The sequence below is a fragment of the Rhodococcus sp. ARC_M6 genome (assembly GCF_022810305.1).
GTDB lineage: Bacteria > Actinomycetota > Actinomycetes > Mycobacteriales > Mycobacteriaceae > Rhodococcus_F.
On record NZ_JALGQH010000008.1, the window covers coordinates 1 to 16105 of the forward strand.

Consider the following 16105-nt stretch of genomic DNA (forward strand, 5'->3'; position numbering starts at 1 on the left):
TGACGACGACCACGACGGATCCAGAGGTGACGACGACCACGACGGATCCAGAGGTGACGACGACCACGACGGATCCAGAGGTGACGACGACCACGACGGATCCAGAGGTGACGACGACCACGACGGATCCAGAGGTGACGACGACCACGACGGACGTTACGACGACAACCGAGGCTCCGATCGTGCCTCCGGTGACGAACGGCCCAGGTGACGCGTCTTCGACCAGTTCAACGCTCTCGTCGGAATCCGAGGCGTCGACAAGTTCGGAGCAATCCGATGAATCTTCCGCTGTAGTTGCGCCTGCTGGACCGGACAATCCGCAAGGTCCGTCCGCGAATGGTGGGGGACCTGCGCCGGCGCCTGCCGCCGGAGCTGCGTCAGCCTCGGGTGTGACTCTGGCGGCTCCCGTGGTTTTGGCTGCACCTGCACCGATCGTTGTTCCGCAGCAACCTGTTTCGCCGAATGTTGCGGTCTCAGTCGGCTCCGATCCCCAGGCTCTGCCCGTGGTCTTCACACACGGATTGCCTCCGATTCAGAATGCTGCCGCAGTGGTAGGTGGTGTCGTTGGAATGACGTTGGTTGCCGCCGGCGCGGGAGCATTGACGTTCCGAGGTGCGTCGGTACAGAAGGCGCGGTTGGTTCTTGCACGAGCTGAATTCTTGGCTCCTCGGTCCGGAAGAGGTGTCTGAGGCGTGCTGACACAAAGACGGTCGCATCGCCGAGTTCTTGCTGCAGTGGACGCTGTCTGTGATGCCGCTGCGTCCTCGGAAGCTGTGACGTTGTTGACTGTTGTGGAGGCCGTTGCTCTGGAACGTGAGCGACCCATCGAAATTGATTTGGATACTCCGCTCGCAACGGGCGTCTGCGGTCAGCGAAGAGCGTATGACGATCATGATGTGATTGTTCTCGCGCCCGGTCTGCCCAACGTCGAACGGACTCTTGCACATGAGTTGGGGCACATTGTATTTCGGCATGAAGGTGCGGAGATCGCGGAGGCGACGCTGGAAGCCAGTGACGATTTGATCGCTTACATGCTGAGTCAGCGATCCCTTCGCCGCAACGAGCCTGTTCCGATGGACGACATTGCTGAGTGGGAAGCGGAAACTTTTGCATCGATGCTGCTGATGCGACTGAAAACGATGAGTGGCCGGGGAACACCGCTGTCGGTTCTGCGGTATGACGAGGCGATCGGATGATCGCTTGGGCTATTGCCTTGGTGGTGTGGATTGCAGCTGGTGCAAGACTCGGTCGAGTGGTGGCGAGGGCGGCCACTCCGCTGCGCACGGCAATGGTGATCGTCGGCTTCTGTGTTGCCTTGATGGCTACTGTCTTGGTTCCCGGCGTGTGGGACATTGTCGAGCGAGTGGCCCCTGATCAGCATTTTTCGGCAATGGTTGTTGTCGTGCTGTGGGTTTTCTTGTCTGCGTCCAGTGCCGTCGGCGCAGTTTCTGCGTGGCCGGTGATGACGCGTTCGGCGATGGGAGGCATCGCGATCGTGTTGTATACGGTCGGCCTGTTGGTCTCCATCGCGGTGGGATTCGGCTATCCGGTCCCGGCTTTGGTCTTTGTGATCATCTCATTGTCGTTGGTGATCTCTACTGGACTCAGGCACGTGGCGTGGGCTCCGCTGGGTCGTGGAATCGCTTTGATCGTGCTGGGCTCGACAACGCTCTTGATTGTTGTTGTGGTCATGTTGGTCGAAGCGATTCGTGGAACGAATTCACTCGAATCAGGTGTCTGGACGGGTGCCGGCGTGGGATTTGTGTCGGCAGCGAGTTTGTTGATCGCATTGGGTATTACGTGGGTGTTGGCCGAGACCTGGGTGCGCGCACGGTTGGATCTGATGCGGCTGCGTCGTATGCACGAACTGCTGGTGAAGCGTTTTCCCGAGGTTGTTGATGCCGACAGCGCTGCCACTACTTCGGTTCTGCGAGCGTCTGATGTGATTGCGCAGATCATGGATGCGATGTACATCCAGGCAGGTGCCGGCATGTTCGACGTCGGCGGGCGTGAGCCTCCGCGGTCGATTGCATCGCATTCAGGGATTTTGGCAGGGTGGATCGAGGATCCGCTCGGCTCGGATGTTCTTGATACCCGGTGGATTGCACCCCCGGGCGGTATGTCCGCCCGGAGATGGCTCTTGGTTCTGGCTCGAGATCATGAGAAGTTTCGAAGTGATGTGAATACGACAAAAGCAGGTCGATAAGTACTGATCGACCTGCTCAGTGTCGTCCCGGAAGTTCCGAGCCCTCAGTCAGCGTGATGCGTCTGGTGGAACTTCAGGCAGTCCTTCGCTCGCGCGAAGCTTCTCGGCCATCGTTGTGAGAAGGTTCTGCGATTCTTCGGACAGGTCGAATGCTCGGCTCGACAGTCGACGCAGACCGTAGCCCTGGAGCTGCGCGAGCAGTTCGAGGTCATGATCGATCTTCGCGGCGTAGATGTCGTTGAAGAAGTAGTCCGGCTTCACCTTGAAGAAGCGCGCAAAAGCTGCGACAGTCTCGTCCGACGGGTTCGTGCGCTGTCCCGATCGGAGCTGTGAGATGTACGGCTTGGAAATCTGGTGGCCGTCCTCGATCAACGCGGAGGCGACCTCAGCGTTGGTGTGAGGCTTGCGCCCCGGAGGATGGACACTGTCGAACAGTTTGTTCAGTCGTTCTGCAAAGTCAGCCATTGTGAACCGCCCCGTTATCCTCTCTAGCCAGCAATTGTTCTTCCAGCGAATCCTACGATAACACGCGGATAACCGATTGGTAGCTCGCTGTAGTCCGTTTAGTGGACGAATTCTCGAAGGAGGGGCTGCTCGCTTTGTGAAGGTTGGTGTCGGTCCAGTTAGTGGCCGAGGCAATTCTTGTGGCAACTGCTATCGAATTTGGTCCGAGAAAGGGGACTTCTTTAACCTTCCCCATGCAGGGTATTGTCACCATAACAAACCATTTACCCGTTTTGGCCATAGTAGCTAATCGTTAACCCGGTTTTGTAATTCGCCCCAGGCTGAGAAACTGCAGTTCAGGCCACTGTCGGCTCATGTTCATGTGGCGACGCGGGCTAAATGGAGGGTTGACTTGCCGCTGGTCGTGACGTGCGCCACTTCGGGCAAGGTTTGCACGGTGTCAACTATGGCGCCGGTGCTGGCCAAGGCGTGCTGAGCGGTGCAGGATTGTGATATGAAACACACAGTGAGTGACGAGGAATTGCGCCGTGCCATCCGTGCCCTCCAGGACCGCGCACTCGATGCGCGCAAACGAGGTGACGGAGCTGCGGCGGAAGCGATCGAGCGCACCATGCGCGACTATCAAGAGCAGATGGCACAACGCCTGTAGTTGCACACTGCTGAAGTCGCCGGGGTTGTGTGCACTACCTTTTGGCGCTCTGCCTTTCCCTCCGGTACGCAGTTGTCCGTGCGTAGACTTCTCCCATGTCTACAGAGCTAGCGTGGGGGAGAGTCGGGCCATGCCGATAAGGTCGCTCGAAGGAAAGAAGTGCCTGATCACAGGTGCGGGTAGCGGAATCGGGCGGGCAACTGCTATTGCGGCGGGCGCGGCGGGCGCGGAATTGTTTCTGACCGATATCAATGAGTCGGGACTGGACGAGACCGTCGAAGCTATCAGCTCTGCCGGCGGCACGGTCAGCGTTGCGCAAACGTTCGACATTTCCGATTACGAAGCGGTGAAACAGTTCGGTGCGCAGGTGGCCGAGCAGTTCGGGTCGATGGATGTCGTGATGAATATTGCGGGCATCTCTGCGTGGGGAACTATCGAGAATCTCGAGCACCGGCATTGGCGGTCCATGGTGGAAGTCAACCTGATGGGCCCGATCCACATCATGGAGACGTTCATTCCGCCCATGATCAGTGCAGGTAGAGGTGGCCATCTGGTCAATGTCTCGTCGGCTGCCGGCTTGCTGGCGCTGCCCTGGCATGCGGCGTACAGCGCCAGCAAGTTCGGCCTGCGCGGTGTCTCGGAGGTCTTGCGGTTCGATCTGAAGCGCCATGGCATCGGGGTCAGTTTGGTTGTTCCGGGTGGAGTCAAGACGCCACTGGTCGGTACCGTCGAGATTGCTGGAATCGACCGTGACGACCCGCGCGTACGGCGACTGGTGCACCGCTTCGAGAAGCGTGCAGTCTCCCCGGAGAAGGTGGCGTCCTGCATCGTCGCGGGTGTTCAGAAGAATCGTTATCTGGTTTATACGTCGAATGACATTAGATTCGGCTATTGGTGGGCCCGTAAGTTTTCTCCGCCGTATGAATTTGTCATGCAGAAAGCGAACGATCAGTTTGGTAAATTGCTGCGGCGCCCATGATTTGCTACTCGGATAGGACTTTTGCGGATTTCCGCGGGGACTAAGGTCATTGTTATGTCCAAGGGATTTCGATACGACATCGAGTTTAGCTATCCGGTGGCGAAAGTTCACTCGACATTGACTGATCCAAGCTATTGGAAGGTCCGGCTCGGTGAGCTGTATCCGAGCGCAGGCATCGAGGTTGGCGACGGTTCGATCACCGTGTCGGTTGCCGAAGACCTCGACTCGTCGGCGCTTCCCGGATTGGTGTCGAAACTGGCGCCTGATCGGCTCGGCGTCGAGCGAGTCGATCAGTGGGGACCGTTGTCGGGAGGCCGAGCGGATGGTTCCGTGACGGGAACCGCTCACGGCCTGCCGATTCGGATCGAAGCGAGCCTCGAACTGGCGGAAACGGCGCCGTCACACGCAGTCCTCAACGTCGTGGGCAGCGCCGAGGTGAAGATTCCCGTCCTCGGTGGCCAGATCGAGAAGCTCGTGAAAAAGATGGTCGAGGACCTTCTCCATCGGGATCGTGACGCGGTGGAGGCATTTCTCGCCGATCAGCGTGACTTCGACGAGCATGACTCGGAGCAGGTCGACTGAGCGGGACGCTCGGTGCTATTCCTCCGTCACGCGTTGCAACTCGGCGTGCAGGTGATGCGTGAGCGGTGTCTGATCGTGAGCCATCCACACGTCGTACGTCAGTGTGTCGTTGTGTACACGCAGAACCCGGCGTACGTCGAGTACAGGCTTGGCATCCGGTGAGGCCGCCAATGTAAGCAACGTCAATGAGAGTGTGCCGTCGGCCTCGATCAGGCCTCGGTGGATCTCGACGAAGCCGGTGGGCTGTGTGACCAGCAATTCGACGTCACCGCCGGCGACCGGACGCAGATATCCCGATTCCATGTGGAGGGGGCGACCGTCCGGAAGCCCGCGAGTTCGCGAGGTATAGGTCAGAAACGGTTTGGGTGTCGGGGCGAACTCGATTTCTTCGGAATACTCGAAATCGTCGATGGTGGGGAAATGTCCGCTGCCGGTTCCGGCCCAACGGCCACGCAGCATCTCCACTCCTCTTGGTTCACCTTCGGGTCGCTGCTGCTGGGTAGTCATCAATTGTTCCTCTCGCCGGTGTCGGCCATCAGATTACGCATCGACGGGAATACTGTTTGTCCATGAACGGTTCTGGATCCGTCCCGCTCGGTGTCGACTCCGAGGTTGGCAGGCTGCGGTCGGTCATTCTTCATCGCCCCGGCGACGAATTGAAACGGTTGACCCCGCGGAACAACGATCAACTGCTGTTCGACGGTTTGCCGTGGGTGGATCGAGCGCAAGACGAGCATGACCAGTTCGCGGCGGTGTTGCGGGAACGTGGCGTCGAAGTGCTGCTGCTCGCAGAACTGCTCACCGAGGCATTGTCCGTCAGCGGTGCGGCCCGGATCCAAGGCATTGCTGCCGCAGTCGATACGCGCAGGATCGGGCACGCTCTGGGGCAGCATCTGTCGTCGTATCTACGTAGCGTTCCGCCGGCCGAGTTGTCATCGATATTGACGGCAGGCATGACGTTCGACGAGTTGCCGGTCGATACGACGTCGACCTCGCTGGTACGGCGGATGCATCATGGTGGGGATTTTGTGATTGACCCCTTGCCGAATCTCTTGTTCACCCGAGACTCGTCGTTCTGGATCCGCTCGCGAGTGGTCATCACGTCCCTCGCGCTCTCGGCCAGAGCGCGGGAGTCCTCGATCACGGACCTTGTGTACGCGCACCACCCGAGGTTCCGCGGCGTGCGACGGGCGTACGAATCACATACGGCTCCGGTCGAAGGTGGTGACGTCCTGCTGCTTTCACCCGGTGTGATTGCCGTCGGTGTCGGGGAGCGTACTTCGCCGGCCGGCGCGGAAGCATTGGCGCGCAGCGTGTTCGACGACGAACTGGCGCATACGGTGCTGGTGGTTCCGATTGAGCAGCGTCGCGCGTCGATGCATCTCGACACCGTGTGCACCATGGTGGAGGCCGATGCTGTGGTTATGTATCCGGCAATTCAGGATACGTTGTCGGCCTTCACTATTCGACGCGAAGACGACGGTGTCAGTATTCGTGGTGCGGACCCGTTCCTCGAGGCGGCCGCTGACGCCATGGGGATCGGAAAGCTGCGGGTCATCGATACCGGGCTCGACACGGTGACTGCGGAACGTGAGCAGTGGGACGACGGAAACAACACTCTGGCAATCGAACCGGGTGTAGTGGTCGCGTACGAGCGGAACGTGGAAACCAACGCGCGTTTGGAGGCGTCGGGGATCGAGGTCCTGCGGATCGCGGGTTCGGAGCTGGGATCAGGTCGGGGCGGTCCCCGGTGTATGTCCTGCCCGATCGCCCGCGATCCGTTGTGACGGGGTTGCGACCGTTCGGCAATTCGGACGGTTTCGTTGTTCAGTGCAGTTCCAGATAGTTGACAGTCAAGGATCAAACAGCACGGAACGGCCAGAATGTGTCGGACAGTATTGGCTCGGATCCGTGCGGCGACGCGTCAGAGAGTGCCGACCATGGCAATCCGGGTCGGGTGCGAATGCGCCGCATCGTTCGTGTCGGTATGTCGTTGTATCTTGTCGGTTGTCGGGCGATGACCGGCAACAGCACTGACTCTGGGGGGAGTTGACGATCGGATGCCGGACACAACATTTGATGCGAGACCAATCGCCGAAATCGCCGACCCACCGCCGGATCGAACGGTGATCCGGGCGTTCGTGTACGTCCTCGATCCCACCTCCGCCCAGGCCGAGATTAATCAACACTCAAAATGAACGGACACTCAGAGGAGTGCTTCGACCTTGTCGGCCGGCCGGGCGAGGACGGTGCCCTTGTCAGTGACGACAAAGGGGCGTTCGATGAGAATCGGGTGTTCGATCATCGCGTCGAGGATCTCGGACTCGGATGCGTCGGCGAGTTCGAGTTCCTTGTACTCGGTTTCGCGCTTGCGAACTGCGCTGCTGGGGGTGAGTCCGGCGTCGGAGAGGAGTTTTTCCAGCTCTGCGCGGGTAGGCGGGTTATCGAGGTACATGACGACGGTCGGTTCGATGCCGCGTTCGCGCAGGAGTGCAAGGACGGTGCGCGAGGTGTTGCACCGGTTGTTGTGAAAAATCGTTGCGGAGGACATGTTTGTCATTGTGCCTGGTGTGAATGCGCCTGAAGTATCGACATACCTGAAGTATCGAAGTGAGCGGAGAAGATGATGACGGAACATCGGAGTGTCGACGAACGACGAGTTGCGATTGCCGGGGGTCACGGCAAGATTGCGCAACACCTGACGTTTCTGCTGGCAGGGCATGGCGATCGGCCGGTTGCGTTGATCCGCAACCCCGCGCATGAAGGTGCCGTGCGGACATTGGGTGCGTTTCCGATCGTCGTCGATTTGGAATCCGCAACGGTCGACGAGGTGGCAAAGGTGCTTGCCGGGGCCGATGTCGCTGTGTTTGCTGCAGGTGCCGGTCCGGGTAGCGGGATTTCACGTAAGGACACCGTTGATCGTGCGGCTGCAATCCTCTTTGCCGACGCAGCGGAAAAGGCCGGCGTCCGTAGATTCATTCAGATCAGTGCGATGGGCGCTGGTGAACCAGCTCCGGCCGGGACCGACGACGTATTTGCGGCGTATCTCGAGGCGAAGACGGCGGCCGAGGAAGACTTGCGAGGCCGCACGGAACTGGATTGGACAATACTTCGGCCGGGGTTGCTCACCGACGACGATCCGAGTGGCGAGGTAACGCTGGCGGAGCCGCCGAGCTCACGCGGAGCGGTTACGCGGGCCGATGTGGCTGCGGTGATCGAGGCGTTGATCGATGCGCCCGCGAGTATCGGCAAGACGTTGGTTCTGACGTCCGGTCCGGATCTGATTCGTGATGCGGTTGATGCGCTGTGATCACGAATATCGCAATCGATCACAGTTCGTCTGTTGCCCCGTACGACCAACTGCGGCAACAGATTATCGAGGAAGTTCAGTCCGGAGGGTTGATTGCCGGGGCCAAGATCCCGACGGTTCGGGCCTTGGCGTCGGACTTGGGTTTGGCGGCCAATACCGTCGCGAAGGCGTATCGAGTGCTCGGCGAGCAAGGAGTGATCGAGACCCGGGGGAAGCAGGGCACGTTTATCGCTTCGGGGACGGACCCCGTGCGGGCTCGGGCGGAGCAAGAAGCGACGTCTTTCGCGAAAAGTGTGCGGGCGCTCGGGTATTCGAACAACGAGATTGTGGAAATGGTTGAGGCGGCATTGAGGGGTGCGTGAAATCGAGCAAGTTGACGCTTCAACCTAAAGCTGTCAGGCTTGCGCCATGAATTCGTCGATTGCTCGTGACCTCGGAACGCTGATCGCCCGTGTCGGCCTCGGCATCATCTTCATTGCCCACGGCTGGCAGAAGTTCTTCACCTACAAGATCGCCGGAACCCAGGCGGCATTCGAAGGCATGGGTGCGCCGCTGCCCAAGGTGTCCGCGATAGTTGCGGCCACTGTCGAACTCGGTGGGGGAATCCTCCTCATTGCCGGTGTCCTGACCCCGCTCGTCGGCGCACTCCTGTTTCTCGATATGGTGGGAGCGTTCTTCATCGTCCATTCGGGCAACGGCATTTTTGTCGACCAGGGTGGCTACGAACTGGTGCTCGCATTGGGCGTCGGAACGCTCTTGATCGCGACGATCGGGGCCGGACGCATCAGCGTCGACGGATTGATCGGCAAAGGCGACGGCTGGCTGAAACCTGCAGCATAAGAGGGGTGTGGACGCGGGTTCGGCAGGCACCGAGCCCGCTTCTCAGCTTGCTTTTGGCGATTGAAGTGAGCAACGTAGTGACGTATGGTGACGAAATCTGATCGATCCGAACAGAGTTCCGGTGCCAACGAGGAGCAACCCCAAACCGGGTTCGCTCGAGTAGGCGTACGGACCGACTACGTGGTGTTTTCCGTAGCGGCATTAGCAGTGTCGGCAATTGTCGTGTGGGGCCTCGTTGCTCCCGACAATCTGAACTCGGTAACGGGGAGTGTCCTCGACTGGCTGGTGGTCAACATCGGTTGGCTGTTCGTTCTCGCAGCGTCGGCGTTTGTACTGTTCTCCATTTATCTAGCGGTCAGTCGGTTCGGCGACATCCCCCTCGGCAAGGACGGCGAGAAGCCGGAATTCCGAACTGTCAGTTGGATCGCGATGATGTTCAGTGCCGGAATGGGAATCGGCCTGATGTTCTTCGGCGTCTCGGAACCGTTGGCGCACTACGTCAGTCCGCCGCCCGGCACCGACGGCGGAGTGGGAACCGCCATGGCCACCACCATGTTCCACTGGGGATTACATCCGTGGGCGATGTATGCCGTTGTGGGCCTTGCGATTGCGTACGGATCGTACCGGCGTGGCCGCAAGCAGTTGTTCAGTTCGGCATTCATTCCGCTGCTCGGACGCAAAGCGGAAGGCCCCATCGGCAAGATCATCGACATCCTGGCAATTTTTGCCACTCTCTTCGGTACGGCAGCATCTCTGGGCCTCGGGGCGCTGCAGATCGGTTCAGGTTTCGAGGTGGTCGGTTGGATGGAAGAGGCCAGTGTCTTCCTGCTCGTCGCGATTGTCGCCGTGCTGACCTTGGCATTTGTCGCATCGGCAGTATCGGGCGTTTCCAAGGGAATTCAGTGGTTGTCCAACATCAACATGGTGCTCGCCTTGATTCTGGCGCTCTTCGTGTTCGTTCTCGGGCCCACAGTCCTCATTCTCAACCTTCTGCCCACCACAATCGGCGCTTATGTGTCGGACCTGGCGCAGATGTCGGCTCGCACAGGAGCGTCGTCGAATCCGGAGACCGGGGCATGGCTGTCGTCGTGGACGATTTTCTACTGGGCGTGGTGGGTGTCCTGGACGCCGTTTGTCGGAATGTTCTTGGCGCGCATCAGTCGTGGGCGGACGATCCGTCAGTTCATCATCGGTGTCATCGCCGTTCCCACCACCGTGAGCCTGTTGTGGTTCGCGATCTTCGGCGGCGCCGGAATCGGTGAAGAACGCGATGGAATCGACTTGGCGAATCGTGGTTCCGAGGAAGCTCAACTGTTCGGGATGCTCGACAATCTCCCGCTCGCCGGGGTCACGACAATTCTGGTGATGCTGTTGGTGGCCGTGTTCTTCGTTTCCGGAGCCGACGCCGCCTCCATGGTGATGGGCACGCTGTCGCAGCGGGGGACTCTCGAGCCGAGTCGGTGGGTAGTCGTGTTCTGGGGCTTGCTGACCGGCGGTGTCGCGGCATTGCTGCTCTGGACCGGTGGTTCCGAAGCTCTCGACGGTTTGCAGACGATGACGATCATCGCTGCTGCGCCGTTTGTGCTGGTGATGATCGGCCTGTGTTTCTCGCTGTACAAGGATCTTTCGCACGATCCGATCATCGTTGCAGCGCGGGAACAGAAGCGGGCATTGCTGCGGCCGATGAAGGTCAGACGGGGCACAAGACGAGAGTCTTGAGAAGTTACTTCCAACTCGGTAACCACAGATGGCTCTGCCAGGATTCGGGCGTGATCGGCATGGCTGTGAGAATCGGCCACAGATACACGAAGTTTGCGACTACAAGCCCGACGTACAGGCTGACCGCCAGTAGCCCGGTGGTGCGTCGCTCGACGGAGTCAGTCGCCTTGCCGAGTACATCGCCGAGCACCAGCGCAAATCCAATCACCATGAACGGGGCGAGCGCGACGGCGTAGAAGAAGTACATCTGGCGGTCCATCGTCGCGAACCAGGGGAGGTAGGCGGCGCCGTAGGCAGTAAGGACGACGGCGTAGCGCCAGTCGCGTCGTACAAATGTCTTCCAGATCGCCCAGGCCAGCATAGGCAAGGCCAGCCACCACATGGCCGGCGTGCCGATCAGCATGATCGCCTTGACGCAACTGGCGGCGCCGCAGCCTGTCACCTGCTCGCCATCGGCATAGTAATAGAGCATCGGACGCAGACCCATGGGCCAAGTCCAGGGCTTCGATTCCCAGGGGTGATGGTTTCCGGCGGAGTTGGTCAGGCTGGAGTGGAACGTGAGTACGTTTCCGCTGTAGTACCAGAGGGACCGAAGGGCGGACGGAATGAAACTCCAGGTTCCACCTTCGCCGATCTCGTTGCCGACGGCATGGCGGTCGACGCCGGTCTCGCTGGCAAACCAGGCCCAGTAGCTGGCCAGGTAGACGCCGATCGGGATGATGACCAGCGCGTAGAGAGCGGGTCCGATATCGCGGATGGCGGTGCCGAACCACGGCCGCTCGACGCGGTAGGCGCGGCGCGCGGACAAGTCGAAAGCGACGCTGAGGAGTCCGAAGAAGAGAATGAAATACATCCCGGACCATTTTGTGCCGCAGGCCAGTCCGAGCAGAATGCCGGCGCCGAAACGCCACCACCTAAACCCCAGACGGGGACCCCAGGCGGAATCGCCGATCCGGCCCTCGTTGTAAGCCTTCGCCAGTCGCTCACGTACCTGGTCACGGTCCACGATGAGGCAACCGAGCGCCGCGAGAACGAAAAAGGCCAGGAAAATGTCGAGCATGCCCAACCGCGACGAGACAAACGTAACTCCGTCGGCGATCAGCAGAATGCCCGCGAGCGCCCCGATCAATGTGGACCGCGTCATCCGACGGACGATCCGGACGATCAACAACACCATCAGCGTGCCGACAAATGCCGACGCGAAGCGCCATCCCCAGCCGTTGTAGCCGAAAAGTGCTTCACCGATCGCGATCATCTGCTTGCCGATCGGCGGATGAACCACCAATCCGTATCCCGGGTTGTCTTCGATCCCGCCGCCGGTCAAGACCTGCCAGCCCTGCGGTGCGTAATGCTTTTCGTCGAAGACGGGAGTGCCGGCATCCGTCGGATACGCGAGCATCGTGAAACGTGTGATGGCGGCGATAGCGGTAATGACGGCGGTGACTATCCAGCCACGAAATCTATCGGTCGGACCGAAGTCAGGGTCCGGAACGAGCGGTGCCGGACTACGCACTACCCGATCGCCCGTGGCGGGCGTTGGCCGCTCGTCCGTCTGCACAGTCACTCGGCAATCGTAGGCTGTCAGGTATGACTGGTCGCTTGGTACTCGCCGCAACACCCATGGGAGATGTCGGTGACGCGTCTCCGCGCCTACGCGCCGCACTCGCAACCGCCGACGTCGTGGCAGCAGAGGACACCCGACGAACCAAGTCGTTGGCCGCCTCGCTCGACGTGTCGATCACCGGGAAAGTAGTCAGTTTCTACGACCAGGTGGAGGTCGCCCGTCTGCCGGGGTTGGTTGCGGCCGTCGCCGAAGGTAAAACCGTCTTGCTCGTGACCGATGCCGGTATGCCGTCGGTGAGCGATCCCGGATACCGACTGGTCGCGGCGTGCGTTGCCGAGGATCTGAAAGTCACCTGCCTTCCCGGGCCCTCTGCCGTCACCACTGCACTTGCGCTGTCCGGACTGCATGTCGAGCGGTTCTGCTTCGACGGATTCCCCCCGCGCAAGGGTGGGCAACGCAAAACCTGGTTCGCTGGACTCGCCACCGAGCAACGCGCCTGCGTGTTCTTCGAGGCACCGCACCGCCTGGCCGATTGTCTGGCCGACGCCGTCGAGGTACTCGGTTCGGAGCGTCGCGCTGCTGTCTGCCGCGAATTGACCAAGACCTACGAGGAAGTGAAGCGCGGAACGCTCGGCGAATTGGCCGTGTGGGCAGCAGAAGGTGTGCGCGGCGAAATCACCGTGGTTCTCGAAGGCGCCGTTCTGGTGGCGTCGGATCCGGTCGATCTAGTTGACGAGGTGGAACGCCTGGTTGAGGGCGGAGCCGGTCTGAAAGACGCGTGCGCCCTCGTAGCCACGGCCGGGGTGTCCAAGCGGGAACTGTACGAAACGGTGCTCGCCGCTCGTAAGGCCTAGCGGCGCACTGCCGGCGCTGTATTAACGGCGCACTGCCGGCGCACCGGGCCGGAGGTTGGCGTCGTCGGCTGCAGCCTGGCCGGCATGCCAGCCTTCGGCGTCGACAGAGCGTCCGCGCGCTTTTCGGGTTCGCGGAAACATTCGCTCGAATTCGGTGTCGACTGCTGCCGACGTCGTCGCCAGAATCGGCAGGAGGTCGGCGACGTCCATCGATTCTGCGTCGGCGGCCTCAGCGGTGGCTTTGGTGCCGGCGTAGCGCAGACGCTGCCCGATCCGATTGGCGAAACCAGTCAGAAAGCCCTTGCGGAATGACGTTGTGCGGGAGCCGCCGCGGTTGCTGGTATCGGCGAATTGCATTGCGCGAGTGGCTTGCACCAGCAATGAGGTGAACAGCATGTCGACCTGTTGGAGGTCGACGGGGGTGCCGATGACTGTAGCGATGCAGATGTCGCTGAACCACACCGCGCGTACTCGGTTGGCGTCGCCGATTGCTGTGAGGAGATGGACTTTTTCCTTGACGTACGGGTTGTCCAGGTGGATACGCCGGCCGTCGACCGTGGTGTCGGTGACGCCGGTACGTGAGTGCAGGAGCGCGGAATCGATGGCGTATCGCGTCATCAATTCCTGGGCCTTCTCAGTGAAGACCTCGGCTTCTTCAGCGAAGTTGGTGGCCTCGGCTTTGGCGAGGAGGCCACGAATTCTCTTGAGTACTTTGGCATCTACTTCGGTAGCCGCGCCAGAGTAGCTGTTCTCGGTGCGCTGCACCGGCCACGTCGACGGCATGGGAAGCAGGAGGTTCCAGGGAGCGAGGCGCGTCCAGCTCAGGGCCACTTCGGCGACCTGTGAGACGAGGAAGTAGGGGTCCTCGAACAGCAGTCCGGCAGCAAGGGATCGAAAGAGGCTGTCGTCCAAAGTTATTCGGGACGCAATGCGGTGTGAATTGGGGTACTGCTCGCGAATGGACTGAAGTTGACCGACCCATTCGAGCGGTGCGCGATCGTCTGCCTTGGTGGTTGCAGCCTCCAGCAGGACGGTCGTAGCGGCGAGATCCGCGTTCGAGGAATCTTTGCTACGGCGTGCCAGGTGGATGATGTCGGCGGGTTGCCACCCTCGCTCGTAGCTGCCGGTGAGCTCGACCATCAGGGCCCGGGCGGCTGCGACGGACTGAGGGCTGACTTCGTGGGAGGACACGTGGGCTCCGTTCCAGGGCAGTGTCTGCGCCGATGCGGTAGATCGAAAGTATGTTCTATTCGTCGTCATGGACGCAGTGTGCACGTGGGGTCCGACACACTTGATTTCAATCAGGCGTATCGGACCCCACGTGGTGCGTCACTCTTCTACGAAGCGCGGAAAAACAGGTGCCGGAGCCGGCAGAGCCTGGTTCGCGACGATGCGAACGGCAACGTCGGTGAACTGGCGGTGCTCTTCGTCCTGGCCCAGCAGGTCCAGGATCCGCGACGCCGCGTCAGGCATGATCGGCTGCACCAGAATGCCCACGATGCGCACCACTTCGAGCGTCACGTAGAGAACTGTCGCCATCCGCGCCGGATCGGTCTTGCGCAGAACCCAGGGCTCCTGCTTGGAGAAGTAGCGGTTGGTCTCACCCAGGACGGCCCACATGGCTTCGAGAGCCAGATGCAGAGCCTGCACGTCGAACTCTTTGCGGCATTTGGCCAAGAGCGCGTCGGCGGAGGCCAGCATCGCCAGATCGTCCGCGGTGAATTCGCCGGGAGTGGGGACCTGCGCGTCGCAGTTCTTCGCGACCATTGTCAGCGAACGCTGTGCGAGGTTGCCCAGTTCGTTGGACAGATCGGCATTCATACGCGTCACGATCGCCTCGTGGCTGTAGCTGCCGTCCTGGCCGTACGAGATCTCACGGAGCAGGAAGAAGCGGACCGCGTCGAGGCCGTACTGGTCGACCATCGCGATGGGGTCGACGACGTTGCCGACGGACTTCGACATCTTCTCGCCCTTGTTGTACAAGAAGCCGTGGACGAAGACCCGCTCGGGCAGTTCGATGCCGGCGGACATCAGGAATGCCGGCCAGTACACGGTGTGGAACCGGGTGATGTCCTTGCCGATGATGTGCAGGCTGGCCGGCCAGAACTTCTTGAACTCGGCGGTGTCGACGTTCGGGTAACCCACGCCCGTCAGGTAATTGGTGAGGGCGTCGACCCACACGTACATGACGTGATCGGGGTCGCCGGGAACCGGGACACCCCAGTCGAAGGTGGTGCGTGAGATCGACAGATCCTTGAGACCGCCCTTGACGAAACTGACGATCTCGTTGCGACGCGTCACCGGGGCGATGAACTCGGGGTGCTCTTCGTAGAGAGCGAGCAGACGATCCTCGTACGCCGAGAGCTTGAAGGTGTAGTTGGCCTCCTCGGTCCACTCCACCGGGGTGCCGGTCTCGGTGGAGTGGCGGGTGCCGTCGGCCTGAAGCGTGGTCTCGGCTTCGGTGTAGAAAGCCTCGTCACGAACCGAGTACCAGCCCGAGTACGTGTCGAGGTAGATGTCGCCCGATGCGGCCATCTTCTCCCAGATCGCCTTGCTGGCCAGCTGGTGATCGGCGTCCGTCGTGCGGATGAAGCGGTCGTACGAGATGTTCAGGACCTTGTCGAGGTTCTGGAACACGTCGGAGTTGCGGGCAGCGAGGTCGCGGACGTCGATGCCCTCTTTGATCGCTGTCTGCTGCATCTTCAGACCGTGCTCGTCGGTGCCGGTCATGAAGAACACTTCATAACCGTCCAACCGCTTGAAGCGGGCGAGCGCGTCCGAGGAGATGTACTCGTAGGCGTGGCCGATGTGCGGTGCACCGTTGGGATACGCGATCGCGGTCGTGATGTAGAACGGCGATCGATCCGCGCCTTCCTTGGCAGCGGAGTCCGGGCGCGTGGTCTGGGAGGGTGAGGCAGGCACAGTCATGGTGGGCTT

The 16105-nt window shown here is 60.7% G+C and carries 19 protein-coding genes; 13 read left to right on the plus strand and 6 right to left on the minus strand.

Annotated features, from left to right (window positions below):
* The 4 genes from MTX36_RS11265 to MTX36_RS11280 form a co-directional block, all read left to right on the plus strand.
* On the plus strand, positions 1 to 211 hold a 211-nt coding region (locus MTX36_RS11265), incomplete at its 5' end, for a hypothetical protein (protein ID WP_243619839.1).
* Entirely contained in the window at positions 192 to 689 is a 498-nt protein-coding gene (locus tag MTX36_RS11270; protein WP_243619840.1) for a hypothetical protein, read from the plus strand. The genes MTX36_RS11265 and MTX36_RS11270, both read left to right, overlap by 20 nt.
* Positions 690 to 695: 6 nt before the next feature.
* On the plus strand, positions 696 to 1196 hold the full coding sequence (locus MTX36_RS11275) for an ImmA/IrrE family metallo-endopeptidase (RefSeq protein WP_243619995.1): 501 nt from the start codon (positions 696 to 698) through the stop codon (positions 1194 to 1196).
* The gene (locus MTX36_RS11280) at positions 1193 to 2206 is read left to right on the plus strand and encodes a hypothetical protein (protein ID WP_243619841.1); all 1014 of its coding nucleotides are present in this window, start codon (positions 1193 to 1195) and stop codon (positions 2204 to 2206) included. The genes MTX36_RS11275 and MTX36_RS11280 overlap by 4 nt, the downstream gene beginning before the upstream one ends.
* A gap of 48 nt (positions 2207 to 2254) precedes the next feature.
* Here MTX36_RS11280 and MTX36_RS11285 read toward each other — a convergent pair whose 3' ends face one another.
* Entirely contained in the window at positions 2255 to 2671 is a 417-nt protein-coding gene (locus MTX36_RS11285; RefSeq protein WP_033234244.1) for a helix-turn-helix domain-containing protein, read from the minus strand.
* A gap of 493 nt (positions 2672 to 3164) precedes the next feature.
* Between MTX36_RS11285 and MTX36_RS11290 the strand changes: the two genes are divergently transcribed.
* The 3 genes from MTX36_RS11290 to MTX36_RS11300 all read left to right on the plus strand — a co-directional run bounded on the left by MTX36_RS11290 (position 3165) and on the right by MTX36_RS11300 (position 4881).
* Complete coding sequence (locus MTX36_RS11290; protein WP_243619842.1) at positions 3165 to 3320, plus strand: hypothetical protein; 156 nt, start codon at positions 3165 to 3167, stop codon at positions 3318 to 3320.
* Between the two features lie 130 nt (positions 3321 to 3450).
* Complete coding sequence (locus MTX36_RS11295) at positions 3451 to 4299, plus strand: SDR family oxidoreductase (protein ID WP_243619843.1); 849 nt, start codon at positions 3451 to 3453, stop codon at positions 4297 to 4299.
* 54 nt (positions 4300 to 4353) lie between these two features.
* Positions 4354 to 4881: a DUF2505 domain-containing protein gene (locus tag MTX36_RS11300; protein ID WP_243619844.1), complete on the plus strand. Its 528-nt coding sequence runs from the start codon at positions 4354 to 4356 to the stop codon at positions 4879 to 4881.
* Between the two features lie 15 nt (positions 4882 to 4896).
* Here MTX36_RS11300 and MTX36_RS11305 read toward each other — a convergent pair whose 3' ends face one another.
* Complete coding sequence (locus tag MTX36_RS11305) at positions 4897 to 5388, minus strand: FABP family protein (protein ID WP_243619845.1); 492 nt, start codon at positions 5386 to 5388, stop codon at positions 4897 to 4899.
* A gap of 62 nt (positions 5389 to 5450) precedes the next feature.
* On the opposite strand from MTX36_RS11305, the gene arcA reads away from it, so the two are divergent.
* Positions 5451 to 6668 (plus strand): arginine deiminase, encoded by a 1218-nt coding sequence (gene arcA / locus MTX36_RS11310; protein ID WP_243619846.1) that lies wholly within the window; start codon positions 5451 to 5453, stop codon positions 6666 to 6668.
* 419 nt (positions 6669 to 7087) lie between these two features.
* On the opposite strand, the gene arsC is transcribed toward arcA, so the two are convergent.
* Positions 7088 to 7441: an arsenate reductase (glutaredoxin) gene (arsC, locus tag MTX36_RS11315; RefSeq protein WP_243619847.1), complete on the minus strand. Its 354-nt coding sequence runs from the start codon at positions 7439 to 7441 to the stop codon at positions 7088 to 7090.
* A gap of 66 nt (positions 7442 to 7507) precedes the next feature.
* On the opposite strand from arsC, the gene MTX36_RS11320 reads away from it, so the two are divergent.
* The 4 genes from MTX36_RS11320 (at position 7508) to MTX36_RS11335 (ending at position 10750) form a co-directional block, all read left to right on the plus strand.
* On the plus strand, positions 7508 to 8191 hold the full coding sequence (locus MTX36_RS11320; protein ID WP_094275235.1) for an SDR family oxidoreductase: 684 nt from the start codon (positions 7508 to 7510) through the stop codon (positions 8189 to 8191).
* Positions 8191 to 8553 carry a GntR family transcriptional regulator gene (locus tag MTX36_RS11325; protein ID WP_243619996.1) on the plus strand — a complete coding sequence of 121 codons (363 nt, stop codon included), beginning with the start codon at positions 8191 to 8193 and terminating at the stop codon, positions 8551 to 8553. Before MTX36_RS11320 ends, MTX36_RS11325 begins: the two co-directional genes overlap by 1 nt.
* 46 nt (positions 8554 to 8599) lie before the next feature.
* Entirely contained in the window at positions 8600 to 9031 is a 432-nt protein-coding gene (locus MTX36_RS11330) for a DoxX family protein (RefSeq protein WP_243619848.1), read from the plus strand.
* Positions 9032 to 9115: 84 nt separating this feature from the next.
* Positions 9116 to 10750: a BCCT family transporter gene (locus MTX36_RS11335; RefSeq protein ID WP_243619849.1), complete on the plus strand. Its 1635-nt coding sequence runs from the start codon at positions 9116 to 9118 to the stop codon at positions 10748 to 10750.
* Between the two features lie 4 nt (positions 10751 to 10754).
* On the opposite strand, the gene MTX36_RS11340 is transcribed toward MTX36_RS11335, so the two are convergent.
* On the minus strand, positions 10755 to 12314 hold the full coding sequence (locus MTX36_RS11340; RefSeq protein WP_243619850.1) for a dolichyl-phosphate-mannose--protein mannosyltransferase: 1560 nt from the start codon (positions 12312 to 12314) through the stop codon (positions 10755 to 10757).
* Between the two features lie 23 nt (positions 12315 to 12337).
* Between MTX36_RS11340 and rsmI the strand changes: the two genes are divergently transcribed.
* On the plus strand, positions 12338 to 13168 hold the full coding sequence (rsmI, locus tag MTX36_RS11345) for a 16S rRNA (cytidine(1402)-2'-O)-methyltransferase (protein ID WP_243619851.1): 831 nt from the start codon (positions 12338 to 12340) through the stop codon (positions 13166 to 13168).
* Positions 13169 to 13189: 21 nt separating this feature from the next.
* Here the strand turns inward: rsmI and MTX36_RS11350 are convergent, their stop codons facing one another.
* The gene (locus MTX36_RS11350) at positions 13190 to 14359 is read right to left on the minus strand and encodes a DUF2786 domain-containing protein (RefSeq protein ID WP_243619852.1); all 1170 of its coding nucleotides are present in this window, start codon (positions 14357 to 14359) and stop codon (positions 13190 to 13192) included.
* Positions 14360 to 14497: 138 nt separating this feature from the next.
* Positions 14498 to 16096, minus strand: coding sequence for a methionine--tRNA ligase (gene metG / locus MTX36_RS11355; RefSeq protein WP_243619853.1), 1599 nt, complete (start codon positions 16094 to 16096; stop codon positions 14498 to 14500).
* Positions 16097 to 16105 lie beyond the last annotated feature (9 nt).

Coding starts and splice junctions, on each gene's coding strand:
- MTX36_RS11290 (WP_243619842.1), top strand. CDS start 3,165: ATGAAACACACAGTGAGTGACGAGGAATTGCGCCGTGCCATCCGTGCC.
- MTX36_RS11300 (WP_243619844.1), top strand. CDS start 4,354: ATGTCCAAGGGATTTCGATACGACATCGAGTTTAGCTATCCGGTGGCG.
- metG (WP_243619853.1), bottom strand. CDS start 16,096: ATGACTGTGCCTGCCTCACCCTCCCAGACCACGCGCCCGGACTCCGCT.
- MTX36_RS11330 (WP_243619848.1), top strand. CDS start 8,600: ATGAATTCGTCGATTGCTCGTGACCTCGGAACGCTGATCGCCCGTGTC.
- MTX36_RS11320 (WP_094275235.1), top strand. CDS start 7,508: ATGACGGAACATCGGAGTGTCGACGAACGACGAGTTGCGATTGCCGGG.
- arcA (WP_243619846.1), top strand. CDS start 5,451: ATGAACGGTTCTGGATCCGTCCCGCTCGGTGTCGACTCCGAGGTTGGC.
- MTX36_RS11295 (WP_243619843.1), top strand. CDS start 3,451: ATGCCGATAAGGTCGCTCGAAGGAAAGAAGTGCCTGATCACAGGTGCG.
- MTX36_RS11285 (WP_033234244.1), bottom strand. CDS start 2,671: ATGGCTGACTTTGCAGAACGACTGAACAAACTGTTCGACAGTGTCCAT.
- arsC (WP_243619847.1), bottom strand. CDS start 7,441: ATGACAAACATGTCCTCCGCAACGATTTTTCACAACAACCGGTGCAAC.
- MTX36_RS11335 (WP_243619849.1), top strand. CDS start 9,116: ATGGTGACGAAATCTGATCGATCCGAACAGAGTTCCGGTGCCAACGAG.
- rsmI (WP_243619851.1), top strand. CDS start 12,338: ATGACTGGTCGCTTGGTACTCGCCGCAACACCCATGGGAGATGTCGGT.
- MTX36_RS11305 (WP_243619845.1), bottom strand. CDS start 5,388: ATGACTACCCAGCAGCAGCGACCCGAAGGTGAACCAAGAGGAGTGGAG.
- MTX36_RS11280 (WP_243619841.1), top strand. CDS start 1,193: ATGATCGCTTGGGCTATTGCCTTGGTGGTGTGGATTGCAGCTGGTGCA.